Annotated in this window: 21 protein-coding genes; 15 read left to right on the top strand and 6 right to left on the bottom strand. The window is 52.8% G+C overall.

The features are described from left to right. The first annotated feature begins 3 nt into the window (after positions 1–3). The 14 genes from mrdA to BLP53_RS11380 all read left to right on the top strand — a co-directional run bounded on the left by mrdA (position 4) and on the right by BLP53_RS11380 (position 18,029). Complete coding sequence (mrdA, locus tag BLP53_RS11445; RefSeq protein ID WP_091472290.1) at positions 4–1,932, top strand: penicillin-binding protein 2; 1,929 nt, start codon at positions 4–6, stop codon at positions 1,930–1,932. Next, on the top strand, positions 1,925–3,022 hold the full coding sequence (gene rodA / locus BLP53_RS11440; RefSeq protein WP_091472289.1) for a rod shape-determining protein RodA: 1,098 nt from the start codon (positions 1,925–1,927) through the stop codon (positions 3,020–3,022). Before mrdA ends, rodA begins: the two co-directional genes overlap by 8 nt. A 23-nt stretch (positions 3,023–3,045) precedes the next feature. Next, entirely contained in the window at positions 3,046–4,008 is a 963-nt protein-coding gene (locus tag BLP53_RS11435; RefSeq protein ID WP_091472288.1) for a septal ring lytic transglycosylase RlpA family protein, read from the top strand. Between the two features lie 9 nt (positions 4,009–4,017). Then, complete coding sequence (locus BLP53_RS11430) at positions 4,018–5,157, top strand: D-alanyl-D-alanine carboxypeptidase family protein (RefSeq protein ID WP_483819046.1); 1,140 nt, start codon at positions 4,018–4,020, stop codon at positions 5,155–5,157. Positions 5,158–5,182: 25 nt separating this feature from the next. Then, positions 5,183–5,485 carry an HP0495 family protein gene (locus BLP53_RS11425; protein WP_091472286.1) on the top strand — a complete coding sequence of 101 codons (303 nt, stop codon included), beginning with the start codon at positions 5,183–5,185 and terminating at the stop codon, positions 5,483–5,485. Positions 5,486–5,501: 16 nt separating this feature from the next. After that, a complete protein-coding gene (gene lipB, locus BLP53_RS11420; protein ID WP_091472285.1) occupies positions 5,502–6,116 on the top strand; it encodes a lipoyl(octanoyl) transferase LipB in 615 nt (204 codons plus the stop codon). Next, complete coding sequence (gene lipA, locus BLP53_RS11415) at positions 6,106–7,086, top strand: lipoyl synthase (RefSeq protein WP_091472284.1); 981 nt, start codon at positions 6,106–6,108, stop codon at positions 7,084–7,086. The genes lipB and lipA overlap by 11 nt, the downstream gene beginning before the upstream one ends. A 41-nt stretch (positions 7,087–7,127) precedes the next feature. After that, positions 7,128–8,438 (top strand): glutamate--cysteine ligase, encoded by a 1,311-nt coding sequence (gene gshA, locus BLP53_RS11410; protein WP_091472283.1) that lies wholly within the window; start codon positions 7,128–7,130, stop codon positions 8,436–8,438. An 18-nt stretch (positions 8,439–8,456) separates the two neighbouring features. After that, positions 8,457–9,407, top strand: a complete 951-nt coding sequence (gene gshB, locus BLP53_RS11405; RefSeq protein WP_176755281.1) for a glutathione synthase — start codon at positions 8,457–8,459, stop codon at positions 9,405–9,407. Positions 9,408–9,530: 123 nt separating this feature from the next. Continuing rightward, positions 9,531–10,805, top strand: a complete 1,275-nt coding sequence (locus BLP53_RS11400; RefSeq protein WP_091472281.1) for a D-amino acid dehydrogenase — start codon at positions 9,531–9,533, stop codon at positions 10,803–10,805. A 265-nt stretch (positions 10,806–11,070) separates the two neighbouring features. Further along, complete coding sequence (locus tag BLP53_RS11395) at positions 11,071–12,543, top strand: OprO/OprP family phosphate-selective porin (protein ID WP_143001374.1); 1,473 nt, start codon at positions 11,071–11,073, stop codon at positions 12,541–12,543. Positions 12,544–13,208: 665 nt separating this feature from the next. Further along, on the top strand, positions 13,209–15,374 hold the full coding sequence (locus BLP53_RS11390; RefSeq protein ID WP_091472279.1) for a TonB-dependent receptor plug domain-containing protein: 2,166 nt from the start codon (positions 13,209–13,211) through the stop codon (positions 15,372–15,374). A 14-nt stretch (positions 15,375–15,388) separates the two neighbouring features. Further along, positions 15,389–16,681 (top strand): ABC transporter substrate-binding protein, encoded by a 1,293-nt coding sequence (locus tag BLP53_RS11385; RefSeq protein WP_091472278.1) that lies wholly within the window; start codon positions 15,389–15,391, stop codon positions 16,679–16,681. 10 nt (positions 16,682–16,691) lie between these two features. Beyond that, positions 16,692–18,029 carry a di-heme oxidoreductase family protein gene (locus tag BLP53_RS11380; RefSeq protein WP_091472277.1) on the top strand — a complete coding sequence of 446 codons (1,338 nt, stop codon included), beginning with the start codon at positions 16,692–16,694 and terminating at the stop codon, positions 18,027–18,029. 17 nt (positions 18,030–18,046) lie between these two features. Here BLP53_RS11380 and BLP53_RS11375 read toward each other — a convergent pair whose 3' ends face one another. Further along, positions 18,047–18,970: a bestrophin family protein gene (locus tag BLP53_RS11375; protein WP_176755280.1), complete on the bottom strand. Its 924-nt coding sequence runs from the start codon at positions 18,968–18,970 to the stop codon at positions 18,047–18,049. Positions 18,971–19,117: 147 nt separating this feature from the next. Here BLP53_RS11375 and msrB point away from each other — a divergent pair, with 147 nt between their 5' ends. Further along, entirely contained in the window at positions 19,118–19,567 is a 450-nt protein-coding gene (gene msrB / locus BLP53_RS11370; RefSeq protein ID WP_245652815.1) for a peptide-methionine (R)-S-oxide reductase MsrB, read from the top strand. Positions 19,568–19,622: 55 nt separating this feature from the next. On the opposite strand, the gene BLP53_RS11365 is transcribed toward msrB, so the two are convergent. The 5 genes from BLP53_RS11365 to BLP53_RS11345 all read right to left on the bottom strand — a co-directional run bounded on the left by BLP53_RS11365 (position 19,623) and on the right by BLP53_RS11345 (position 26,602). Continuing rightward, a complete protein-coding gene (locus tag BLP53_RS11365) occupies positions 19,623–20,615 on the bottom strand; it encodes a catalase family peroxidase (protein ID WP_091472275.1) in 993 nt (330 codons plus the stop codon). A gap of 109 nt (positions 20,616–20,724) precedes the next feature. After that, positions 20,725–21,177: a MarR family winged helix-turn-helix transcriptional regulator gene (locus tag BLP53_RS11360; RefSeq protein ID WP_091472274.1), complete on the bottom strand. Its 453-nt coding sequence runs from the start codon at positions 21,175–21,177 to the stop codon at positions 20,725–20,727. 260 nt (positions 21,178–21,437) lie between these two features. Further along, the gene (locus BLP53_RS11355; protein ID WP_091472273.1) at positions 21,438–23,846 is read right to left on the bottom strand and encodes a bifunctional diguanylate cyclase/phosphodiesterase; all 2,409 of its coding nucleotides are present in this window, start codon (positions 23,844–23,846) and stop codon (positions 21,438–21,440) included. Between the two features lie 303 nt (positions 23,847–24,149). Further along, positions 24,150–24,221, bottom strand: a complete 72-nt coding sequence (gene pqqA / locus BLP53_RS11350) for a pyrroloquinoline quinone precursor peptide PqqA (RefSeq protein WP_081624291.1) — start codon at positions 24,219–24,221, stop codon at positions 24,150–24,152. Positions 24,222–24,361: 140 nt separating this feature from the next. Beyond that, positions 24,362–26,602, bottom strand: a complete 2,241-nt coding sequence (locus BLP53_RS11345; protein WP_342670216.1) for a lipopolysaccharide kinase InaA family protein — start codon at positions 26,600–26,602, stop codon at positions 24,362–24,364. Positions 26,603–26,604 lie beyond the last annotated feature (2 nt).

Here is a 26,604-nt window from a genome sequence, read left to right as displayed (position 1 = left end):
CACATGGGGTACAGCACCGAACTCAAAAACCATCAAAACGAACAGCACAAGTTCCGGGTCCGCCTGGTCTTCCTGGTGCTTATGGTGCTTGCCGCCTTTTCAGCACTGGTGGGCCGTTTTTATTTCCTGCAGGTATATCGTTACGACTACTACCAGACACTGGCAGAAAACAACCGTATCTCCATTGTCCCCATCACGCCTAACCGTGGCCTGATTTCAGACCGTAACGGCATTATCCTGGCACATAATTTCTTTGTGTACACGCTGGAAATCACCCCCTCCAAGACGGATGACTTGCAGGACACCATTGAAGACCTTGGCAAACTGGTTGAAATTTCAGCCACGGACATGAAGCGCTTTAAAAAGCTGCGCAGCCAGAGCCATACGTTTGAGAGCATCCCCATCCGCACCCACCTCAACGAATACGAAGCCGCCAAATTTGCGGTGAACCGCTTCCGTTTTCCCGGCGTGGAACTCAAATCCCGCCTGTTCCGGCATTACCCTTACGGCACGTTGGGTACGCATGCCATCGGCTACATCAGCCGCATTAACGAGAATGACCTCAAGCAACTGAAGGAAAATAACCAGCTTTCCAATTACAAGGGCACCGAGCATATTGGCAAAGCCGGAGTCGAGCAAGCCTATGAAACAGAGTTGCATGGCATCACCGGTTTCCAGCAGGTGGAGATTGATGCCGATGGCCGTGCGGTACGCGTGCTTTCCAGCGCCTCACCCACTTCAGGCAATAATATTGTGCTGTCGGTAGATGCCAAGATGCAGGAAATCGCCGAGCACGAATTCGCCGGCAGGCGCGGCGCGCTGGTCGCTATCCAGCCAAAGACTGGTGAAGTCCTGGCCATGGTCAGCATGCCGTCCTTTGATGCCAACCTGTTTGTCGACGGTATTGATTACGACAACTGGAACCTGCTGAACAATTCACCGGATAAACCCCTGATTAACCGCTCGCTCAAAGGGATATACCCGCCCGGTTCCACATTCAAACCGTTTGTGGCCCTGGCAGGCCTGGAATCAGGCAAGCGACTACCGCCATTCACAATTAACGATCCCGGCTACTTCACCCTGCCCAATAGCCGCCACCGCTATCGCGACTGGAAACCTTCCGGTCATGGTGCAGTCGATATGCGCAAAGCGATTACCGTTTCCTGTGACACATTTTTTTACGGCCTGGCCATGGAACTGGGCATAGACCGGTTGACCGATTTTGTCCGCCACTTTGGCTTCGGTGAAAAAACCAATATTGATATCCAGGGCGAGTTATCCGGCCTGCTGCCGACGCCCGCCTGGAAACAGAAGCGTTACAAGCAGCCCTGGTATATGGGCGAAACCGTGATTGTCGGTATCGGCCAGGGTTACACGCTGGTCACACCCATGCAGCTGGCCTATGCCACGGCAACGCTCGCCAATAGCGGTAAAGCGATCCGCCCTCACCTGGTGAATGCGATTGTCAGCGCCAAAACCAATGAAGTGAAATTGTTACCGCATGCCATTGCCGACCAGGTGAACCTGAACCCGAGCAACCTGGAAACCGTGAAACTGGGCATGATGGATGTGACACAGCCAGGCGGGACCGCCGCTGCCATTGGTGCCAATGCCGGTTACCTTATTGCAGCCAAGACCGGGACAGCGCAGGTGGTCGGTATCAAGCAGAACGAGAAATATAATGAAAAACTGATTGCCGAACGGCATCGCGACCATGCCTGGTTTATCTCCTATGCCCCGGCAGATGACCCTAAAATTGCGGTAGCCGTGATTGTGGAAAACGGCAGCCATGGCGGCTCTACCGCCGGGCCGATTGCGCGCAAGGTCATGGATTATTATTTATTGGGTAAAGTACCTGTAGACCCGGCAGCAGCATCCGTCACCGAACCGGCTGTCGCCAATGCGCCAGAAGAAGAGGAACCCCATGATTAGGCAATGGATAGGCCGCTTTATCCGTCACATAGACTCCATCCTGCTCGCCACCGTGCTGATGGTGCTGGTAGTTGCACTGATGGTGCTTTACAGCGCTTCCGGCCAGGTCCTGACCAAAGTCAATGCCCAGGCTATCAACATCATCGTCATGATGAGCGTCATGCTACTGGTCGCCAATACCCAGCCCCTGTTCATAGAACGCATCGCATTGCCGGTATATTTGTTTGGATTAACCTTACTGCTGGCCGTGGCCCTGATAGGGGATATCAGCCATGGCGCCCGGCGCTGGCTGAACCTGGGGGTCACTAAAATCCAGCCGTCGGAACTGATGAAACTGGCAGTGCCCATCATGCTGGCATGGTATTTTTCCAAACGTGAAACCATGCTGCGTACGGCTGATTACGTGGTCGCAGGCGTGATCCTGCTAGTGCCGGTCTTATTGATTGCCAAGCAGCCGGACCTGGGCACTGCCACACTGGTTTTCGCTTCTGGTTTCTTTGTGATTTTCCTGGCAGGACTCAGCTGGAAGTTCATTTTCGGCAGTGCCATTGCGTTTGGGGCGGCGCTCCCTATCCTGTGGTCCATGCTGCACGACTACCAGCGCCGCCGTGTCGAGATCCTGATAGACCCCAGCCAGGATCCGCTGGGCGCAGGTTACCACATCATCCAGGCCACCATTGCCATTGGTTCAGGCGGCATGACCGGCAAGGGCTGGCTGAACGGCACCCAGTCGCAACTGGACTTTGTGCCTGAACGCACCACCGATTTTATTTTTGCCGTATTTGCCGAAGAGTTCGGCCTGGTGGGCTGCTGCCTGTTATTGCTGTTGTTCACCATTATTATCGGTCGTGCATTCATCATTGCCTCGCAAGCCAAGAATACATTTTCCCGCCTGCTGGCCGGCAGCATTGCCGCCACCTTCTTTACCTATTGCTTTGTTAACATGGGCATGGTCAGCGGCATTTTGCCCGTGGTTGGCATTCCCTTACCCCTGGTCAGCTACGGCGGCACCTCATTATTAACGCTGGGCCTGAGCCTGGGCCTGTTAATGAGCGTGCAATCGCACAAACGGCTGGTCGCCACCGATTAAAGCGGTTATTTGTTGAGGACACGATGTTTTCTAAACTGAACCTGCCAGGACTCATCCTGCTGACCAGCCTGCTGGCCGCTTGTAACGGCAGCATGCCGCCGCGCCAGGGCACACCTTCACAACCGCCAGCACCATCGACACCGCCAGTCACCTCTGCGCCATCACAAACCGGGCCACGCGTCATCAATATTGACCCGAAACCGGAGACGACCGGCAACCCGACAGATGGCATAGATCCGAATATACCGCTGGAAACCACCGTCACACCCAAAGTGGAGCCCATCCTCAAAGCGACCACCAAACCTTATGTGGTGAACGGGGAGACAATGTCTCCCATGCCAGCCATTACGACACCGTTTATCCAGACCGGCCATGCTTCCTGGTATGGCAAAAAATTTCATGGCCGCAAAACGGCCAGTGGTGAACTCTATGACATGTACAAACTGACGGCCGCCCACCGCACCCTGCCTATCCCAAGTTATGTGCGCGTCACCAACCTGGATAACAAGAAATCACTGATCGTCCGCATCAATGACCGTGGCCCCTTTGGCCGCCCCCGTATCATTGATTTGTCCTATGCCGCAGCCAAACAGCTGGACATCATCCAGCACGGTTCCGCCCAGGTACAAATCGAACTGATAGACCCGTCGCTCCCCGGTGGTACCCCACAGGTTGCAAGCACAGAAAACACGCAGCCGGTGGCAACACCGGTGCCGGCAACCCCTGCTGCCAGCCCGCTCACGACATTGGCCGGAAATGGCATGTATGTGCAGGTAGGTGCCTTTGGCCAGGAGGAGAATGCCGACCGCCTGCAACAGCGCATTCTCACCGCAGCGCCCGAGACACAATCCCTGCTCAACAAAGTGTATAATGGAAAACTGTTTCAGGTCGTGCTGGGCCCGTACCCCGATCACACATTGGCCACCAAAGCGGCCAACCTGATGCGTGACCAATTGCAGTTACCTTCCGTAATTTTTTCTCGTTGAATAATGACCATGTGGCGCTCTTGTATTGCTTTTCTACTTTCGATTCCTTTGATGACCGTGGCGGCAGAAGCCATCACTGGCAATGTGCCGACGCCCACCCTGGCGGCCAAAGCCTTTGTACTGCGTGATGCTAATACCGGCAGCTTGCTGGCGAGCAACAACCCTGACATGCCGGTAGAGCCGGCCTCACTGACCAAGATCATGACTGCCTACCTGGTGTTTGAAGCGGTACAGCAAAAACGCCTGTCACTGACACAAACCCTGCCGGTCAGCCATAAAGCGTGGAAAGTCGAAGGCTCCAAAATGTTTATTGACACCACCATGAACGTCACGGTGGACGAGTTACTGCATGGCCTGATTATCCAGTCTGGCAATGATGCCTCCATTGCCCTGGCGGAAGGCATTGCCGGCAGTGAAGAATTATTTGCGACGCTGATGAACAAAAAAGCCATCGCCCTGGGCATGAAAAACACCCATTTCGTCAACTCGACCGGCCTGCCCGACCCGGCCCACACCACAACGGCACGCGACCTGTCGCTGCTGGCCAATGCGCTGATCCGCGACTATCCGGAAGACTACGCACGTTTATACTCACAAAAATCTTACACTTATAACAAAATCACGCAGCCTAACCGCAATCGCCTGCTGTTTCTGGATCCAACCGTAGATGGCATGAAAACCGGCCACACCGAATCTGCCGGTTACTGCCTGGTGGCTTCCGCCAAACGTAGTGACTTCCGCTTGATTTCTGTCGTCCTTGGCACCACTTCAGATAATGTACGCGCAGCCGAAAGCCAGAAACTGCTGAACTTCGGCTTCCAGTTCTATGAATCCAAACTGATTTATCCGGCGGCCAAAGCCATTACGCGCCAGAAAGTCTGGAAAGGCACGTCGAGCGAAGTCGATTTAACCGTGGCAAAACCGGTGTACCTGACTTTGCCACAAGGCGAATACGCGAATATGAAAGCCAATATACGCATTGCCAAACCCCTGGAAGCACCCCTCAAGGCCGGGCAACCGGTGGGCAAGGTCGACTTCAGCTTGGGCGGCAAGGTCGTGCATAGCGTGCCACTGGTGACCATGCAGGCGGTAGACGCCAGCAACATCTTTGCGCGCATGATTGACCAGGTACGGTTGTATTTGCAATAGCTTCCTCTATCCATGCGGGTGAATGATGAGCCAACAAGACCAGATTCCCTCTGAAAAAATTACCGGGGCAGAAGAAACCCTGGTTGAATTTCCCTGCAACTTCCCCATCAAGGTGATGGGTGAGACGCATGACGACTTCGCCCTGGAAATCATGCGCACCATCCAGTTGCACTGGCCGGAATTTGATACGCACCTGATCGAAATGCGCGGCAGCAGCAATGGCAAATACCTGAGCCTGACCTGCCTGGTGTATGTCACTTCCAAGCCGCAACTGGATGATATCTATCGCAGCCTGACCGCGCACCCCATGGTCAAGGTCGTGCTGTAACCTTATCCTCATTTCCATGCCTGACCTGGAAATTCGCCAGCTGGGTTTGACCGATTATGCTGCTACGCTGGCCGAAATGCAGGCAGTGACCGCACAGCGCACGCACGAAACCCCTGACCAACTGTGGGTCACCGAACATCCGCCGGTCTATACCCTGGGCCTGAACCGCCGTGGCGTACGCCTGCCACAAAACAATATTCCGCTGGTCATGGTCGACCGTGGTGGCAAAATCACCTATCACGGGCCTGGCCAGCTGGTCATTTACTGCCTGATTGATTTGGCGCGCAGTCACTTGAATGTTCGCCAGCTCGTCACCATCTTGGAAAGCAGCTTGGTGGAATTCCTGGCAGCGCATGGCGTGCAGGCTGAAGCGCGGGCTGATGCACCTGGCGTGTATGTAGATGGCAGGAAAATTGCCTCGCTGGGGCTACGCCTGAAAAACCAGTGCTGTTATCATGGCCTGAGCCTGAATATTGAGATGGACCTGCAACCGTTTGCCGACATTGACCCTTGCGGCTATGCCGGCATGCAAATGACGCAAACCCGGGATTTAAATATCACGCTGAATATGACTGAGATTGCAGCAGATTTAACCCACCGATTGAAAGAGAAACTGACGCATGTCAGATAAATGCCAAACTGAACGCCCGGCAAAAAAGGTGGCTGGCGTCAAGGAAATCGACGCAGCCAAAACCTCGCGCATCCCGATCAAGATCGTGCCCATGCCCGTGTTGCGCAAACCGGAATGGATACGCATGAAAGTGCCGGATTCGGCACGCTTCCAGGAAATCAAGCAGGTATTGCGCGACAACAAGCTGCATACCGTGTGTGAAGAAGCCAGTTGCCCCAATATCGGCGAATGCTTCAGTGGTGGCACGGCGACCTTCATGATCCTGGGGGATATCTGTACCCGCCGCTGCCCGTTTTGCGATGTTGCCCACGGCAAGCCATTGCCGCCTGACCCGCATGAACCCGAAAATCTGGCGCGTACCATTGCGCAAATGAAACTGCGCTATGTCGTGGTCACCTCGGTTGACCGCGATGACCTGCCTGATGGTGGCGCCCAGCACTTTGTCGATTGTATCCGCGCCATCCGTGCGCAATCCCCTGACATCAAAATCGAAATCCTGGTGCCGGATTTCCGTGGCCGCCTCGATGTATCACTGAAAATCCTGCGTGAAGCGCCGCCCGATGTCATGAACCACAACCTGGAAACCGTGCCCCGTTTATACAAACAGGCGCGCCCGGGATCAGATTACCAGCACTCGCTCAACCTGCTCAAACAATTCAGTGAAATGTATCCGCACATACCGGCCAAGTCCGGCCTGATGCTGGGCCTGGGTGAAACGGATGAGGAAATCCTGGAAGTCATGCGCGACCTGCGTGCCCACAACGTCAGCATGCTGACACTGGGGCAATACCTGCAACCCAGCGTGCATCACCTGCCGGTCTTGCGCTATGTCACGCCGGACACCTTTGCCTGGTTCAAGCAGCAGGCCGATGCCATGGGCTTCGATAATGCCGCCAGTGGCCCCATGGTACGCAGCAGCTACCATGCCGACCAGCAGGCGCACGCAGTGATTGAACACACATTGGAATAGTGCCAGCACAGGCCTGAATAAAAACAAGCACAGGAGCAACTATGGTTCCCCATTTAACCACTGCCTTACATGGCCCACTGGTCGCTTTGGAAAAGCGCATCCTGGAGGCCATGCCGGATATTGAACACTGGTTCCGCACGCAATGGCAGGAAGTATCGTCACCCTTTTATGCCAGCGTGGACTTGCGTAATGCAGGTTTCAAACTGGCACCGGTAGATACCAACCTGTTCCCCGGCGGTTTTAATAACCTGAATCCGGAATTCCTGAGTTTGGCGGTGCAGGCGGCCCAAGTGGCGGTGGAAAAAATCTGCCCTGAAGCGCGCCGCCTGTTGCTGATCCCGGAAAACCACACGCGCAATACCTACTACCTGCGCAATGTAGTGGAACTGAGCAATATCCTTAAAGCAGCCGGCATGGAAGTGCGCATCGGCAGCCTTTCCCCGGAAATCACTGAAGTCACCAGGCTGGAAACGCATGATGGCCTGCCATTGATCCTGGAGCCCTTGGTGCGTGAAAAAAATCGCCTCAAGCTCAATGCTGCCACATTTGAAGGCGTGGATTACCCGGCCTTTGATAGCTGTGCCATTTTGCTCAATAATGATCTGTCGGGTGGCGTTCCCGACATCCTGCAAGGCCTGGAGCAGAACCTGATTCCTCCGCTGCATGCCGGCTGGTTTACCCGTCGAAAATCCCAGCACTTTGCTGCCTACGAAAAAGTGGCAAACGATTTTGCCAACCTGCTGGATATTGATCCCTGGCTGCTGAACCCCTATTTTGACACGGCAAGTGGTATTGATTTCCATAATCGCGTGGGCGAAGATGTGCTGGCGGAAAAAGTCGATGTGCTGCTGAAAAAAATCCAGGCAAAATACGATGAATATGGTATTACCCACCAGCCGTTTGCCATCGTCAAAGCGGATGCCGGCACTTATGGCATGGGCATCATGAGCGTGAAATCTGCCGATGAAGTCCGCGACCTCAACCGCAAAACCCGCAATAAAATGTCGGTCATCAAAGAAGGCATGGAAGTATCGGAAGTGATGATCCAGGAAGGGGTCTACACCTTTGAAACCATCAACGATGCAGTGGCCGAGCCTGTGGTGTATATGATGGATCACTTTGTGATTGGCGGCTTTTACCGCGTACATACCAGCCGTGGTATTGATGAAAACCTCAACGCACCCGGTATGCATTTTGTGCCGCTTGCATTTGAAAAACCCTGTACCCTGCCCGACTGCGCCGGCGCACCGGATGCGCCGCCCAACCGCTTCTATGCCTATGGCGTGGTTGCGCGCCTGGCGCTATTGGCCGCAGGCATGGAACTGCAGGAAAACGACCCACTCAACGCTTAAGCACCGCCGAGGCGCATCATGAAACTGCTGCTGATACTGGATCCGCTGGACTCCCTCATCACTTATAAAGACACCAGTCTCGCCATCATGCGTGCTGCACAGGCACGTGGCCACGACTTGTGGGTGTGTGAACAGCACGACTGGCAGCTGCAACATGACGTGGTGACCGTAGATGCGCAGACATTTGCATTTAATGTGGATGGCAGCTGGAAAACCAGTGACAAAACAACCGTGGCACCGACAGACTTTGATGCCGTGCTGATGCGCAAGGACCCGCCCTTCGATAACGAATACCTGTACAGCACTTACCTGCTGGAACTGGCACAACAGCAAGGTGCACGCATTATCAACGACCCCGCCGCCATCCGTGGCTGGAACGAAAAGCTGTCGGTGGCCCGCTTTCCGCAATTTGCGCCACCGTTTATCGTCACCAGCCAGCAGGCCAAGATACTGGCATTTCTGGCCGAGCATGGCGATATTATCGTCAAGCCGCTGGATGGCATGGGGGGCAGCGGCATTTTCCGGTTGCGCAAAGATGACCCGAACATTTACGCCATCCTGGAAACACTGACCCGCTTCCAGACGCAAACCATCATGGTGCAGCGCTATATTCCCGAGATCATCAAAGGCGACAAACGCATCCTGGTCATTAACGGTGAACCCCTGCCTTATGCGCTGGCGCGTATTCCCAAAAGCGGGGAAACCCGCGGCAACCTGGCGGCGGGCGGTAAAGGCATCGCGCAACCATTAAGTGCACGTGACCGGCAGATCGCCGAGACCGTTGGTAAAGTGCTCATGCAGCATGGCCTGTTCCTGGTCGGCCTGGACGTGATTGGCGATTACCTGACCGAGGTGAACGTCACCAGCCCGACCGGCATGGTGGAAATTACCGCACAATCCAGGGACTGGACCCCGCCATGCGACCCGGCCATGATTATGGTGCAAGCACTGGAAAAATACAGCGCTTAGCACATCCGCCGCAACCCTCCGGTTACCAGGCATATTCCATATACACGGTTTAAGTTTGGTAATATCACTTGCAACGCCTAAATGCGTTAGTTATCTGGTCGGTTGTCATCGTAGGAGTGTTTCATGCGTGTACTGGTGCTGGGTTCCGGGGTTATCGGCGTGACAAGTGCCTATTACCTCGCCTTAAAAGGTTTTGAGGTCACGGTGATTGATCGCCAGCCTGCCGTCGGCATGGAAACCAGCTTTGCCAATGCCGGCCAGGTTTCGCCCGGCTATTCAGCGCCCTGGGCCGGGCCTGATGTACCGCTCAAAGCCATGAAATGGCTGTTCCAGTGCCATGCGCCGCTCTCTATCAGGCCAGATTTCAGTTTATGGCAACTACAATGGATGGCCCGGTTCCTGCGCAACTGCTCTGCCCAGCGCTATGCCCTGAATAAATCCCGCATGGTACGCCTGGCCGAGTACAGCCGTGACTGCCTGCGTGAACTGCGCGCCAACACCGGCATCCATTATGAAGAGCGCAACCGCGGCACCCTGCAAGTCTTCCGCACGCAAAAGCAACTGGCAGCCGAAGCCAAAGATATTGCCGTACTCCGCCAGATGGAGGTGCCTTTTGAGCACCTCGACCCTGCAGGTTGCACGCGCATCGAACCTGCCTTGGCGCATGTGAAAGACCAGCTACTGGGCGGTTTGTATTTGCCTGGGGATGAAACCGGTGACTGCCAGTTATTCACCACTCAATTGGCCGCAAAGGCGCAGGCACTGGGCGTGCAATTCAGGCAGAGCGCTACTATCCAGCGCCTGGTCACGCAACAAAACCAACTGCTGGGAGTGGAAGTACATACTGGCCATGGCATCGAAACACTGGAAGCTGACCATTACGTGGTTGCGCTGGGCAGCTATTCACGTCAACTGACACATGCCTTGGGACTGGATCTGCCGGTGTATCCCGTAAAGGGCTATTCACTCACCGTGCCCATTATCAATAGCGATGCAGCCCCGGTCTCCACCGTCATGGATGAAACCTACAAAGTCGCCATCACCCGCTTTGACCAGCGCATCCGCGTCGGCGGCATGGCTGAACTGGCAGGCTTCGATCTCAGCCTCAATCCACACCGCCGCGCAACGCTGGAAATGGTACTCAACGGTTTATTCCCCCATGCCGGTCATGTATCACAAGCCCTGTTCTGGACCGGCCTGCGCCCCATGACGCCGGACGGCACGCCCATCATAGGCCAGTCAGGTGCCCGCTTCCCCAATGTATGGCTGAATACCGGCCACGGCACGCTAGGCTGGACCATGGCCTGCGGCTCCGCCCAGGTATTGGCTGACCTCATCGCGCATGACAAACCAGCCATTGAAACTCAAGAATTAAATAACAAACGTTACTCTGCTTAAACCCTTCTTTCAAAACAGGTTGTGTAAAAATCCTGCCCAAGCAGTGTTCCAATATGCCATCCCGATATTCCTCAATGGGTATCACGATGCTGGCTGATTGGCAGCCATTTGTTTTCGCCCGGGGTTACGTAAGACCTGAATAGTGACAATCGTCTAAAGAACCCTTATTTATCACGAGAGGACCACCTTAGTGAACCGCTTTAATGATTCATCGATCTCCGCTTTTCCCGACGTTAAGAAAGTGGTTTTGGCAGTGAGTGCAGCCATGCTGAACGTAAGCATCATGCCAGTATGGGCAGATACAGAAACAGATGCCCGTATCACGCAATTACAGCACATGCTGGAAGCTCAACAGCAGCAAATGCAACGCATGGCCAATGAACTCAAAGCGCTCAAAGAGGCTGCCGGCAAACCTGTAGCACCAGCCAATACAGCCATCGCGGCTGATGACAAACAGTTATTGCATGAGCAGCAAGTGAAAATTGAAACGATGTCAGGCGAGTTAAAAGCACTGCAAACGACACGCAATGCATCCGCAGGCCAACCGGTCTATGCCAATTTTAAAAACGGCCTCAGCCTTGAAGATGCCAGTGGCACATGGAAACTGGGCATTAATGGCCGCGTGCAGGCTGATTACCGCAGCTTTTCCCCCGATGTTGCAGCGGCAGACACGTTCAATATCCGCCGTGCACGTTTAGGTGTGAATGTAGGTCTCAAGGATTTTGCAGCCCGGCTGGAAGGCGAATACGGCGGTACGTCAGGTAATGGCAGCGTAGGCTTAACCTATGCCCATATGGATTACATCCACTTTAATGGTTTTAAATTGCGCGCCGGGCAGTTCAAGCCCTCTTATGGCCTGGAACGCTCCATGAATGCCAATTTTACCGACTTCCAGGAGCGCGGTTCCACCGATTACCTGCTGGGGGCCACGTTTGACCGTGGCATCATGGCCTACGGTGAGCCCATCGCGGGATTGTTCTACAGTGCATCATGGACCAACGGCAAAGGCGTCAATACAGCGTCGGCCAACGGTGATGAAACAGATGCCAAATACGACAACAAAGATGCTTTGATACGCGTAGTTGGCAATATTGCCCAATTCGCCGGCTGGAAAGACAGTGTGGTACATATCGGTGGCTTCTATGCCAAGGGAGAGCAAGAGCCTGGCAGCAGCCCGACACTCAATGTACAAACCGAAGGCCGTGGCGCAATCGTATTTTCAACCGAAGAAGGTTTCGCCAAAGCCGTGGATCGCAGCCGCCAGGGCTATGAACTGGCCCTGGCCCATGGCCCGGTCAAACTTCAGGCTGAGCATATCACCGAACACTTCGACGGCAATGGGTTCAACCGCGACCTGACAGCTTGGTACGCCAGCATCAACTGGCTGGTAACCGGCGAAACTTTTGCCAGCACTTATAAGGATGGCATGTTTGGCCGCCTGCGTCCCAAACAGGAATTCGCCTGGGGTGGTGATGGCTGGGGCGCCCTGCAACTGGGCGCGCGCTATAGCAAATTTGATGGCAGTGATTTCCTCACTACAAACGCAATAGGCACAGGCAGACTGAAAGCTTTTGAGTCCAATGAGTTCGATACCTGGACACTGGGTGCCAACTGGATTCTGACACCCTATGTACGTTTAATTGCCAACTATGTACATACCAGCTTTGATACACCTATCACAGTCAAAGCAATCCATCATGAAGATGCGATCACCATGCGTGCCCAGGTCGATTTCTGATATTGCGCTTATACGCCGGCTGGATGGCACGCCCATCATAGGCCAATCAGCTGCCCGCGAATTAATGATTGTGCTCTGAAAGAGTGCAAAAGCCCCCCTCTACGTGCCGACCATGCATTCTGAATGCGGGCAGGATATTGATATCCTGTTGAATATAAAAGCATTATTAATTCGGCATGGATATTGCTTTTAGTCATTTCATATTGGGGCAGGACTGTTAACGGTTCTGTCACCAGCAAGAGCCGGGACAAAGGCGTCCTGAGTTCAGGGATTAATTTCCTGAACTCAGGACGCCTTTTTGTTGTGCATTCCATTTGAACGAGAGGAGATAACCACCAGAAACAACGCGTTCACAAACCGTTATTCCCAACCAATTTTTGTGCATGATCACCATGCACAAAAAGCAGCAACGCTGGTGATGGATGAGACATCGTCCAGTTTTTAAAGTGTTTAAGCCGCTGACGATGCAACTTGAAGGGTAATCTCATCCCCCGGCATTCATCGCTACGCAGCGACCGTATCGATATTCCCTACTGGATATAACGATGCTAGAATCCCCAATGATTTAAGGGGTAATAAAGCCAGTTGTTGCTGAATTTATCGTTATTCCCAAGTGGATATATCGATAAATTTATAAACAATATTCAAACGAAAGGACAACCTAAGTGACAGGCTCAAAACAACACACGATCGCAGGCATCATCACTTGCCTGCTGGGAGGCGCCAGTGTCCAGGCATTGGCGGAAGATAACAGCAAGATATTCACCTTAGGTGAAATCGCGGTGACGGGCCACCGAGATTCAGAAAACCCTCTGGGTACCGCGACACTCGATCGCGAACAACTCTGGGATTTCAGTAAGAATGGCCTCGATGATGCACTTAACCTGATTCCTGGTGTAGCGACTACACCTGTTGCCGTATCATCCTCATCATCTGGTCGACGCAACGAGTCGGATATCAGCCTGCGCGGTTTAGACCGCATTCGCGTCCCACTGACCATAGATGGCATCCGCATTTTCCTGCCTGCAGACAACCGCATCGACTTCAGCCGATTCCTGACAGCCGACCTGTCGGAAATTCAGGTTGCCAAAGGCTATGTTTCGGTTATCAACGGCCCGGATGGCATGGGCGGCGCGATCAACCTGGTGACACGCAAGCCAGTCAAAGAATTCGAAGGTGAAATACGTTACTCTGCGCTTTTGGGTGGAAGTGGCCAGCACGACGGTGACATCTGGTATGCCAACCTTGGCGGTAAGCAGGAAAAATTTTACTGGCAAGCCAGCCTCCAGCAACGCGACATTGACGGTTGGCGACTTTCCAAGGATTACAAATCCGACTTGCCTGCTACCGCCCCCAACTATCAAGGTAGCGGCCTGCGCAACTTCTCTGACTCGAACGACTGGCGTGGCAGTCTCAAGTTCGGCATTACACCGAACGAGACCGATGAATACTCAATCAACTATTCCAAGCAAAGTGGTGAAAAGCATCGCGCCCCACCGGTACGTGGATGTGATGATGTTCAGGGCGTCAATCAAGTAACCTGTGCGCAAACTGGCAGCGCCCGCGTATGGGATTGGCCGGTGTGGGACACCAGCAGTCTTTACTTCCTGTCAAAAACACAGCTTGACGCCAAAACGTACCTGAAAACACGCGCTTATTATAATACCTTCGATAACACCTTGGCCTTTTATACAGTAGCTCCAGGTGGTGGTAATCGTTATGGTACGCTGACTAACGAAAGTGTTTATGATGATAACTCCAAAGGCTTCAGTATCGAACTGGGAACAGATCATCTAGCGCAACAGACCCTGAAGACATCGGTGCACTATCGTCGAGATGAGCATGTCGAGTGGAATACCAATCAAGGTTCAGCGGCAACTACTAATAATAACCCGCCCGAACCGAAGCAGAGCAACATCGAATCGATCTGGTCGTTCGCGGTGGAAGACACCTGGCATGTCACAGACACGGTTGACCTGGTCGGCGGCATCAGCCATGACAAGCGCTCACCAAAGACAGCGGAAGATTTTACCTCCGGTGCCATGGTCTATTATCCACGCAAAGACAAAGACGCGACGAACTATCAGGCAGCCACTATCTGGCGCTATCGCCCGGGTGGTAAGGCACATTTCTCGGTATCTGACCGTACGCGCTTTCCTACTATCTTCGAGCGATACAGTACACGCTTTGGCAATGCCTCATCCAACCCTAACCTCAAGCCTGAGCGTGCAAACAATATTGAAATCGGCATCGAGGATACGCTGCCGCCAGGTATACGTGGTACTGCTGCCATCTTTCATACCAGGATCAAGGATTATATTCAGTCGGTGCCCGTGGATTTCAACAACAATGGTACCTTTGATACCAATGAAAACCAGAACCAGAACGTCGGTGAGGCCACAATCAAGGGTGTGGAACTCGGCATTGTAGCCTCGGTAATGCCCACCCTCGAAGTAGGTGGCAATTACTCCTGGATTGACACCGATATCACACCTCCACCGGGTACAGTGACGCCATATCCGTATCTGGCCACCCCCAAAAACAAGGGCTTCCTCTATGCAAAATGGACACCAACAGACAGATGGAATATTGTGCCAAGCTATGAGGTCGCAGACCAAAGATGGTCACAACAGGTTGGGGGAGTTCCCGGCCCGACATACGTGAAGACTGGCTCCTACAACTTATTGAACGTAAAGGTTGATTACAGAATCGTTCGCGACTGGGTAGTGTCTTTCGCAGCCAACAATCTGCTCGACAAGAATTATGAGTTGTCAGCGGGTTATCCATCCCAAGGTCGCAACTTCCTACTATCAACTCGTTACCAGTTCTAATCGGATCAATTGTCATGACCAGCCGCCACATCCTTGCAAGCATATTTAATAAATTACTTCTGGGCGGTGGCCTTTTGCTGGCCAGTTTGGCCACGACTGCTGCCGAAAAAGTGGTGGTAATGACCAGCTATCCGCAAGAAATGATTTCGCAGTTCGAAACTGCATTTGAGGCACAGTTTCCACAATACCGGCTGGAGGTATTGTGGAAACAATCCAGTGATGCCCTCACTTATTTAAACCAGCATCCCGGCGAAGTGGATGTGTACTGGACACCTTCCCGGCAGAATTTTGTACAACTGGCCAAGCAGGGTGCGCTGCAAAAGCTGGATGCCGCCTGGATTAAATCACCCACCAATTTGCACGGCACCTTGCTCAATGATCCGCAAGGTTATTACGCGACCACGGAAATTGCCGGACTGGGCATGGTGATTGCACCCGTAGCGTTTGACAACGCAAAACTTGCCTATCCAGAAGATTGGCAAGATCTCACCCAGCCAGCCTTGCAAGGCCAGGTAGCCTTTCCCCTGCCAGCCAGAATCGGCTTTGCCAGTGGCCTGATCGATGCCATGTTACGAGGAAAATCCTGGTCTGAAGGCTGGACAATGCTAACCAGAATGACCCTGAATGCGCATTTCATTGAGAACGGTTCCACGTTTATTACCGATGAAGTATCCGCCGGACGCGCCATGGTGGGCATCACTATGGATTTTTTTGCCGCTTCCGCAATTGCCAAAGGTGCCGCCCTGCAATATATCTATCCGCCTGTGGTCGCCTACTCACCCGCGCATGTCGCCCTGCTAAAGCAGGCACCGCATGAGGAAGCTGCCCGTGCTTTTGCACAATTCACCTTATCCCCAGTCGGCCAGGAGCTCTTGTTTACGCCTGACATTCGAAAATTGCCGGTGGATCCCGCGGTGTATGCCCAGCGCCCGGCAGGTTATTTCAACCCTTATGCCACGCCTGCCCGGCCCGATGAAAAGGTGCGCGATGTGACGGAACAAAATATACTGAACGCCTATTTTGAAGCCACCCTGGTCAAGCATCAGGCTTTGTTGCAGTCATTGTTTGTCAATCTGGCATTTGCCAGGCATTTAAACCGTGATACGGCAAACATCAATGCGCTTGAGCAGCAACTGCTGCAACCATTGTTACCGGAGCAGCAATTATTCACCGCGGAGAATACCGTCCGCTTCCAGTCCGGTCTGGCCGATGACAGGAAAGCACTGATTCAACAGTGGTCAGAACTGGCAAAAGCGCGCTATCAATCGGTCGCAAATACACTCCAGACAATACTCACATCACCGTAAGTGATCCACCATGCGCGCTGCATTCTTTTGTATTGCGATGCTGTCATGGGCATGCGCTGCAATCGCTGAACCAGACACGACCCTCACCACCCCGCACCGTTCTGCCGAAGCCTATACCCAGCCCTATGCAAGCGTAAGTGATCCGGCATCGCGACAAACCTTCCAGGCTGGCCGTACCTTGTTCCGCCAGGTATGGACCATAGATGGCGGTGAAGACGACCGCTTTTCAGGCCTGGGGCCGTTATATAGCCGTTTCTCCTGTATTGCCTGCCACCCCGGCAATGGCCGCGGCTTTGCGCCGGATGGGCCAACGCAGTCCATGAAAGCCATGCTGGTCAGGCTCAGCGTACAAGACACACAGCAGCGAATCCTGCCGCATCCGGTATACGGCGACCAGTTAAATGAATTCGGTATTCCCGGTGTAATCGGCGAAGGTATTGCACAGCTCGAATACCAGACCATGCCTGTCACGCTGGCAGGCGGTGAAGAGGTCATCTTGCGCCAGCCGCAATTGCGTTTCAGCGAACTGGCTTACGGCCCGCTAGACAATGTGCTGACCTCAGCCCGGATCGCGCCTGCGGTATTCGGGCTGGGCTTACTGGATAATATTCCGGAAGAAGAAATCCTGCGGCAGGCTCAGCGCCGAAAACCGGCAGGTATTCGTGGCCGACCCAATATGGTGTGGGATATTGCACAGCAGAAAATGGTGATAGGCAAATTCGGCTGGAAAGCCAATGTACCGAATTTGCGCCAGCAAATTGCCAGTGCATTTCATGGCGACCTGGGTATTACCTCCAGGCTTTTTGCAGCGCCCAACTGCACAGTCACTCAAACTACTTGCCTTGCAACACCTGCCATTAAATCACCCGAACTGACAGATCAGCAGCTGGATGAAATTCAGTTTTATCTGGCTGCGCTGGCTATTCCTCAACCAGCGGCACCCACACCAGCCACGCAACGGGGCGCAGCTTTATTCAAACAAGCACAATGCATGGAATGCCATACAGATCAGCTACGCACCGGCCAGCAATCCGGCATCGCGTTGTTAAATCAACGCACGATTCACCCTTACACTGACTTATTACTACACGATATGGGCGAAGGATTGGCAGATAACAGGCCAGACTTTAGTGCGACAGGTCGCGAATGGCGCACCCCGCCATTGTGGGGTATAGGCCTGGCTAAAAAGGTGCATCCAGAGGCCGGTTTTTTGCATGATGGACGCGCCAGAACGTTACAGGAAGCCATTCTCTGGCATGACGGTGAAGCCAGCACGGCAAAAGAGTGCTTTAAAAACTTTTCCAGGGAAGAGCGTAGCTTGCTGCTGCTCTTCCTGGAATCTCTCTGAAAATCCGTCCTTGCTGATCACATCAAGACAAAATCTTTTGGCGTCGGCATGGGTGGTATCGGCGCATCATTTAAAGCTTCTCTCATATCAATCTCAATCACATCTGCCAAAGCGCTAATTGGCAGTGCATTCGCTCCCATGGAAAATGGCTCTTCCAATTCATTGCCCAGCGCATCGAGGCCGAAAAGCGTATAAGCTGCCAATGCTGTGACAAAAGGTGTGGCCCAACCCAGAGTATTGGCAAAGCAGAACGGCAATAAAAAACAAAAGGTATAAGCGGTCCGGTGTAACAGCAAAGTATAGCCAAACGGAATTGGTGTATTCTGGATGCGCTCGCAAGCTGCCTGTATATGCGCCAGTTCCTGAACCAGTTCGTCCAGCATTTTGAACTGGATCGTATCAATACGCTGGTCACGTAATGCCTGCACCAGCACACGTTGCATTTCACGCAAAATCACTTCTGGCGGATTGCTGCTTTTTGAAAATGCCTGGAACAGGCTCTCTGGCAGCAATGCTTTAATTTTGTAGGTTGATGTTACCGGCCTGAGTTGCACCAGCAAGGCTTGAGCATAGGCAATATTGCATTCAAGCAATACACGCCGTTCTTTACTGATCACGCCTGCTTCATAATCAAGCAACTGGCTTACACGCGCCAGGTTCCTGGCGGTGAGTACGAAGTCTCCCCAGATTTTTCTGGCCTCCCACCAGCGTTCATAACAAGCATTATTTCTGAAAGCCAGAAAGATGGATAAGGTGATGCCCAGTAGCGCAAACGGGCCACCATCAAAGCGCGGCAACCAGTCCGGCCTGAAAGTATAAATAGACACAACGATGGTCGAGAGCGTAGCAACAAAAATCAGCAGCGGAATAATTCTTAAAACAATCGATCCTTTTATAATGAAAAACAGTTCAAACAAATGCGGTCTGGATCTGACAATCAAGGGAATACTCCTGCTAATCGAACGAATGCGTAATGGTATACTTGTTTTTCTACAGTCTATCCGTAGCACCTGCATTTTATTTGTGAAACAAATCGGTGAAATAACCACTCCACCTGTTTTATATAGGTATCAATTAGTGAGTAAACGATGATGTTGAAATGGAAAGATGTACTCAAACTGGCCAAAGAAGGCAATCACGAACCAAACTATAAAGTGCGCAAATCGCCGGATGAGTGGCGTCAAATTCTGGATGAGGACGTGTTTAACGTCACCCGTTTAAGTGCCACAGAACGCCCTTTTTCTTCCGCAATGTGTGAAGCATTTACACCCGGCCTTTATGCCTGTGCCTGCTGTGAGCAGGAGCTGTTCAACTCCGCACAAAAGTTTGAATCGGCTTCTGGCTGGCCTTCATTTGACCAGCCACTGGATCCAAGGGCTATCGCCTATATTGAAGATGGCAGTCATGGCATGCAGCGTATCGAAGTGAAATGCAATGTTTGTGATGCACATCTGGGGCACGTATTTCCCGATGGCAAAACTGAAAGTGGCCTGCGTTACTGTGTCAACGGCAAAGCCATTCGCTTTGTCGCTGTTTAAATTGAAAAACCTCTGCCTGCATAAGAAGCAGAGGCTTCCTTGGTGACCGATTAAGCTATTGATTTAACCGTCTACCATAACTCACGGCATAAGCAGTAGGTCGTGCCAGCAGGATAGGATCCTGGCTAGGCTCGATGCCTTCGGTCAGTTGCAGCGGATTAAACATCAGTGTTTTTTCCCTGGCTTTGCTATCTGCCACCACAGACTTCAACGTCAGTGTGCCCAGTTCTACCGTTTTACGGCTATCCGGCCATACGACGGTTGCATTATTCACTTCATCGCCCTTATCAGCAATTTGCAGCAAAATCTTATACTGCACACCCTGGGTTTTGACACGTTCGGCAATCTCGTTCATCAGGTAATCCGGCGCGGCGGCGTCAGCAGCTTCCTTGCTCAGGTATTGTGCGCCTGCAACCGGGATAATCTGGTAACGCCCATACTCACTCTGCCCAGCCGCATTGGTAAATTTGAACGCATTTACGCCGAAAAATGGCTGGGTTGCGAAACTGACCGGTGCCGGCTTGGGTGTGGTCACAAATTTTAATGCTGCCGGATGTGAACCTAAAAACTGCTCTACCGGGCTTGGTTTGGCAGTGCTGCCCTGTGAATCACGTACCGCATTCAACAAGCCCAGAAAATCTTCCGGCGTAGCTGCCGGAAAGCCATTCACGGAAATACTCACAATATCGGTTGCCGTGCCATCTGCCAGTTGAAAACGGATAGCGATGCCTTTGGGAAATGCATTACCACTGGCATCCGGGATATTGGGTACGCCAGTCGCGTCAGAAAATCTCACCAGCACCGGGCTATCGGCTTTTTGCAGATGCGCTGCCTTGCTGATGCTGGCCGCTTGTGCTGAAGGCGTGAAAGAGCCTTCTAGCATGATCCCCTTTGCATGGTTGGCACGGAAGCCGGCATGTGGCCCGCCTGCAAGTGTGGTCAATGTATCCACCAACTGCTCGGTCACTGGCTTCTCATCCGCCAGGACAGGCAGGGCGGTGATCAAAGAGGCGGCAAATAACAGGCTGATTAATGTTTTTATTTTCATCACGATGTTCCTTTCATCTTACAAAATGGTATAAAAATTAATAACGCAAAATTAAATAGTGCACTATATTTATTACAATAAAAAAACAGATCTACAACAATTAACTATTTTATGTGGCATGCTGAATTAAACGGTTACGCAGAAGGTTCATGCGGTCACGCAACGAAATCAGCTCTTCCACCGGACAGCCCATCGCGCACAACATTTCATCCATAATCGCAGACGCTTGTTCCTGTAATTGCCTCCCACTCTCTGTCAGGCAAATAATGACCTGCCGCTCATCATGACTGGAGCGCACTCTCTGCACCAGCTCGGCGGCTTCCAGGCGTTTTAACAAGGGCGTTAATGTCGCCGAATCCAGGAACAACTGCTCACCGATATCACTGACAGTACGTTGATCGCTTTCCCACAATACCAGCATCACAAGGTATTGTGAGTAAGTGAGCCCCAACTTTTTCAGCAAAGGGCGATAGGCTTTATTCAGTGCCAGCGATAAGGAGTACACGGCAAAACATAACTGTTCATTTAATAGCGGTGTTTTGCCTCGCGTTGCGTTATTCATGTTGCCATTATAGATAGTGCACTATTTAATAGCAAGAAATTAATTATTTGCTTGTCAGAAATCTCAGCACATACTGAATCATGAAATTTCCTTTTTTATGCATCCTGATCTGGCTCATTTCAGTCTCCTTATTAAGAATATGAAATGCATAATAAACCCGATGGCCTATTAAATAAAATTGAATGTTTTAATGGAAAGCATAAGAAAAACTTATTCATTGGAATGAACAGTAGCAGTATGAAATCGCCAATGATACGTCTCTAGAACTTTGGTAACGTGTCTAAAGGATTCACGGCAAAAGACAGGTCATCACCAATATCAATATCTATCTCGTTCTGGCCTTCCCAGCGCTCCAGCCAGATGGAGAAATCTTTTTCCGGCATCGGTTTGCCGATGAAATAACCCTGGCCTTCATCGCATCCCAACCTGGCCAGGCGGGCCAGCACTTCTTCGCTTTCTATGCCTTCTGCTACCACATTCAGGCCGAGATGGTGCGCCAGGTCTATGGTCGCTTTCACAATGCTGGCATGGTCGGCATTTTTGTCCATGAACATGACAAACGAGCGGTCTATCTTGAGTGCCTGCACCGGTAGCTGCTTCAAGTAAGCCAGCGACGAATAACCGGTACCGAAATCATCAATGGCAAGTGGCAGCCCCAGCGCGGCCAGCTTGCCGATCACGGCAGCCGCCCGTTCAGGTGCCTGCATCAGGCTGTCTTCGGTCATTTCCAGGCTCAGCGCGGTGGTGTCCAGCGCATATTCTGTCAGCAACGCCACAATCTGGTCAGGCAAGGCCATATTGTTCAAATCACGCGCGGATAAATTGACAGCCAGGTTGATACGCAAGCCCTGGCGCCGGTAATCCGCCACCACCTCGCAGGCGCGCCGCAACATCCAGTCGGTAATCTCGCTGATTAAACCGGTCTGCTCGGCAAGTGGAATAAACTGATCCGGCAGCAGCATACCTTTTTCCGGATGCACCCAGCGGATTAATGCTTCACCGCCGCGGGTTTTACGCGTGGTCACATCAATTTTTGGCTGGATATACAGCAATAACTGGTTTTGCTGTATGGCCTGTTTCAAATCGGCAATCAGCACCAGCGTATCTGACTGATCCAGCTCCAGTGCCGTGTTGTACACAATCCAGGTAGCCTGTTTGGCTTTGGCCGCCTGCAGCGCCGTTTCGGCATGATGCAGCAAAGCCCCGGCATCCGCATCATGCTCGGGATACAGCGCAATGCCCATGGCAATGGAGACATGCATGACTTGCCCCTGCACCTGCACCGGTTCCTCAAACATATGCTGAATATTTTCAGCGTAGCGGGTCGCTTTGGCCTGATCGGCCTGCGGCAACAGTATCGCAAACGCGTCGGCATCGAGCCGGGCCACCATATCCTGTGGGGATAAGGTATTGGCCTGCAATACCTGGCCGACATGACGCAGTAACTCATCGCCAAACTGGCGGCCCAGCATGTTGTTTATCGACTTGAAGCGCTGGATATTGATCACCACCAGGCCGAATTTCTCTTTTGCGTCCGCATGCCTGGCAATGACCTGCTGCAGTGCCTGCATTAAAGCCTGCCGGTTAGCCAGGCCGGTTAATTCATCTCTGAACACCAGTTGCTGCACGCTGAGCGAACGCTGTAATACCGCTGCGCGCATGCTGTTGAGTGCCTTGCCCAGGTAACCGACTTCATCACTACTCTCCACGGCTATTTCTTTTTCATAGTGCCCCATGGCCATATCGTCAGCGCTCTTAACCAATGCAGCCAGCGGCCGGGTGGTCTGGCGCGACACATACCAGGCCAGCCCCGCAAATAGCAGCACACCGGCAAAAGCCAGCATCAGCATGTTTTGGAACCAGGCGTTCAAATCCTGTACAAACGGCGTGACCGACGCCTGCAACACAACCAGCAATACCTGGTCTTTGCTTTCATGCAATGTGCGGATCTTCAGGTGATAGGCTTGTCCGGCCAAATCCACTTTATGCAGGGAGAGGGGCTGCCGGTAAACATCAGCAACGGTTTTCACCAAGATATTCGCCACCTGACTGCTGGCGGTACTGCTGACAAGCTGCCAGTCGTGTTGCGGCATTTTTTGTAGCACAGTCACATCCAGCTGGGTCAGCTGCTTCATCTGGTCTGCAAGCCGGCCATCCACCGCGAACCCCATCACCAGCCAGCCAGCCGCTTCCGGCACTTTCACCGGCACGGTAATCAGTTGATAAGGCTTGCCATCGACAATATCAAATTTGAGCGTTCCATTCCGGTTTTGCAGGATCGCCTGTTGCACTTCCTGGCCACTGTCCGCATTGCCGCTACTGGCCACCAGGCTGTCGTCAGGGCTGAGGTAATAGGCAATTTGTGCCCGCATGCGCGCCTGGCAGGTTGCCAGTACGGATTGAATGAGGTTGGCGTCGCGGCTACTCACCGCATCCCTGAAGGCATCTTCAGTCACCAGCAGTTGTGCCGCCTGCTTCAGGTTCTGGGTATTGTGTTGCAGCTGGTTAACAAATACCCGCTCGCCGGCATTGACCTGGTGGTCAGCAAGCTGGCTGGCATGCCTGACCAGCGCATATTTCAACGGCACCAGGGCGGCCAGCTGTACAACCACCATCACGGCGATGAAGGTAAAGGCTATTCGTGAGCGGATATGTTTGAACTTGATCATGCAGTTTATGGAATAGTCACTTTAAACGGTTGCAGGCGCTTTGTTTTTTCGCTACCTGGCTTGTCGGGTGACGGTAAAAAACCAGGGTTCTGCAATGTATCTGCACCCTAACATAGAATCGCGAATGTTGCATCCTGCGGCTGGCAGGCAAGGCCCACCGGCATGGAAAAACTATTCTGTCGTTGGAAGATAAAGAAAACGGGGAATGAGGCTGCTTTAAATCAATGGATATTGCGCCAACAATAAAGGGCACTACAAATGACAACGGGCGCAAAGTGCGCCCGTTTATGTCGTAGAGAACAATTATTTGTTCATTACGTACATAGTTACTTCAAAACCGAAACGCATTTCGGTAGCAGCTGGTTTAGTCCACATAGTCGTTTCTCCTTTTCCTTAAAATTCGTTCTAGCAGTCGCTATCACGTGTGATCATATTAAAACCGCCGCGCAGGCTTGTCGTGATTAAACTGCGCAAGATGCAGTCATGATTTTCATGAGAGTCACCTGCGTTATTTATCAAGTACGCAGGCTTTTGAGGTAGCGCAATAAACGCTTCATGCCTTTACGCCCTACGGTGCGTTTCAGGCTGACTTTGAAATCATATAAATAAAACGGCAGCAAGGTACGCCAGGTCAGGCTGCGGCCGGTCATGCCCAGGTACAGGGTCAGGAACTGCCTGCGGCCTTCCCAGTGCAATTTGTGCGTGGCCCGGGTTAAGTCCGCCATTCTTTCGGCATAAGGCACCGGCGTTGCATAGGCACGCAGGCGCGCCGTATCAATCAGCGAGAAAGCCAATTGCTCATCCTGTCGACTGACCAGGATATTGCCGCCGGAAAAGTCGCGGAAATAAATGCCTGATGCATGCATATGCAAACAGAAGCGGGCAAAGGCCTGATATATGGTTGACGCAGGCACCCCCTCAAATGCCTCGGCGCCCTGGCTGAATGCAGAAAACGCCTGCCCGATGCTGAAATCGTGCGCAATATATTCACAAATAAAGAAATTCTGTTTCAGGCTGGTATCGCCCAAACGCTCGAAATAAGCCAGCGGCATGGCCGTACCCACACCACGGCGCAGTAACTCCATCGCACCATTCCAGCTGCGTTTGGCTTTGCTGGGTTTAAACCGGTCCAGGTATGTTTTGTGCCAATACATGTGGATGGGTTGCTTCACCGTCACTTTTTTCCCGGCGGTACGCGGGTCCGGTAAAGGCCAGATGGCGTTCCTGGCATGGCGCAAGGCCTGGTCCTTGGCAGGTGCCTGCAACGTACTTGGCTGCCAGGCATCCCACAAGCGCCGCGCCTGGTCAGGGCTGTCTGCCAGGATCATGCCGCGCCACTGGCCTTCATGCACCGGATAGTAGTGCTGGTCCTGGATATGCGCATGAATGACGGTTTCGGTCAGCTTCGGCGTGGATGTATGCAGTTCCACCACTTCTGTCGCGTCCCACATCAGGTAGACAGGGGTTTCCGTGATCAGCAACGGCTGCTCGGCCACCTGGCCATTGCGGCTGAGGAACTGTGCCTTGCGTAAACTGGAATCAGCATAGATATCGTCCAGGATGGCACAACGGCCATTAATTGCCCATACCACATGCACCAGCTTCTGGTACTTGCGCAACTGGTGGATTTCTAGGCCATTGCCTGTCGCCAGCGGCCCGATATAGTCGGCACCATTCAGCCAGCGCGCGACGGTTCTCAGCGCCAGGAAACTGGGGTTGCGCTGGTAGTCCTGCAACTCGCCATCGGCTGACTTGTAATAAGCGACGCGTTCCAGCACCGGATAGCGTGCATCATCCAGCCCATCGTTAATCACACCTTCGCGATGGCAGATCATCGCGCCCCAGTTGGCTTGCTGCAACGCACCCGAGGCCGCCAGTAAAGTGAAGTAACGGGTGACGTAATCCGCCTGTTTCTGGGCACCATCCGGCAAATGGCGCTGGATGCGGTAAATCGCCCAGAAGGCAACCGGCGAGACCAGGTCAGGGATGCCGAAATCTGCACCGATTTTTTGCAGCAGGCGTGCTTTCTTGATCAGGTTGAACCTGAAGCAGCGTGTCCAGCGGTGCTGGAAAATACGATGATCGGCCAGTTCCGGTTCAATCACGCGCTCAACAAACAGGTTGTTGCTATGCACATCCGGCAACAAGCGTTCTGCCTGCAGCTGTTTCAGTGCACTGATATTGTAGAGCGGCTCAAAATCCTGGATATTCGGGCCCACGATTTTGACGCCATATTGCCGTGCCAGGCGGTGTGCGATCTGCCACGCCAGCAGGAATCCCTGCCAGTGGTAACCCGCCCAGCGCTTGCGGTTAATGGTATTGCCGATTTCAACACTGGCGATTTGCGTCGCAAACTGCTGCAAAAACTGTTCAACAAACTGCTGCCATCTTGTCTGTACCGCAATATCCAGCATCTGCCTGGCCATCGCAAACGGTTGTACCAGATGGATATCCACCCAGACACCGGCATCCAGCAACCGTTGCAGCAGGCGGATCTGATGTACATACATCTCGTCATCGCCGATATCCAGCCTGACGCGCCCTATCCCCAGTGCTGCCAACTGGGCCAGCACATAATCATCTGTTTCTGCCTGCTGGCTGGTCGCCACGCAAATCCCTACAAAATGCGTAGGCACGGCGTGGCTTTCTGTCGGCAGGTGGCTGTTTCTCAGCCAGAAACCACCTTTGAGCAGATATGCCAGGCCATCCAGAATGACACGGCGGGTCAACATGCTGGGTAACGGGGAACGCTTCAAAC

This window comes from Methylophilus rhizosphaerae, from assembly GCF_900100975.1.
In the GTDB taxonomy this organism is placed as follows: Bacteria; Pseudomonadota; Gammaproteobacteria; order Burkholderiales; family Methylophilaceae; genus Methylophilus; species Methylophilus rhizosphaerae.
Note: the sequence above shows the minus strand (reverse complement) of the source record. Positions and strands in the feature narration are given on the sequence as shown.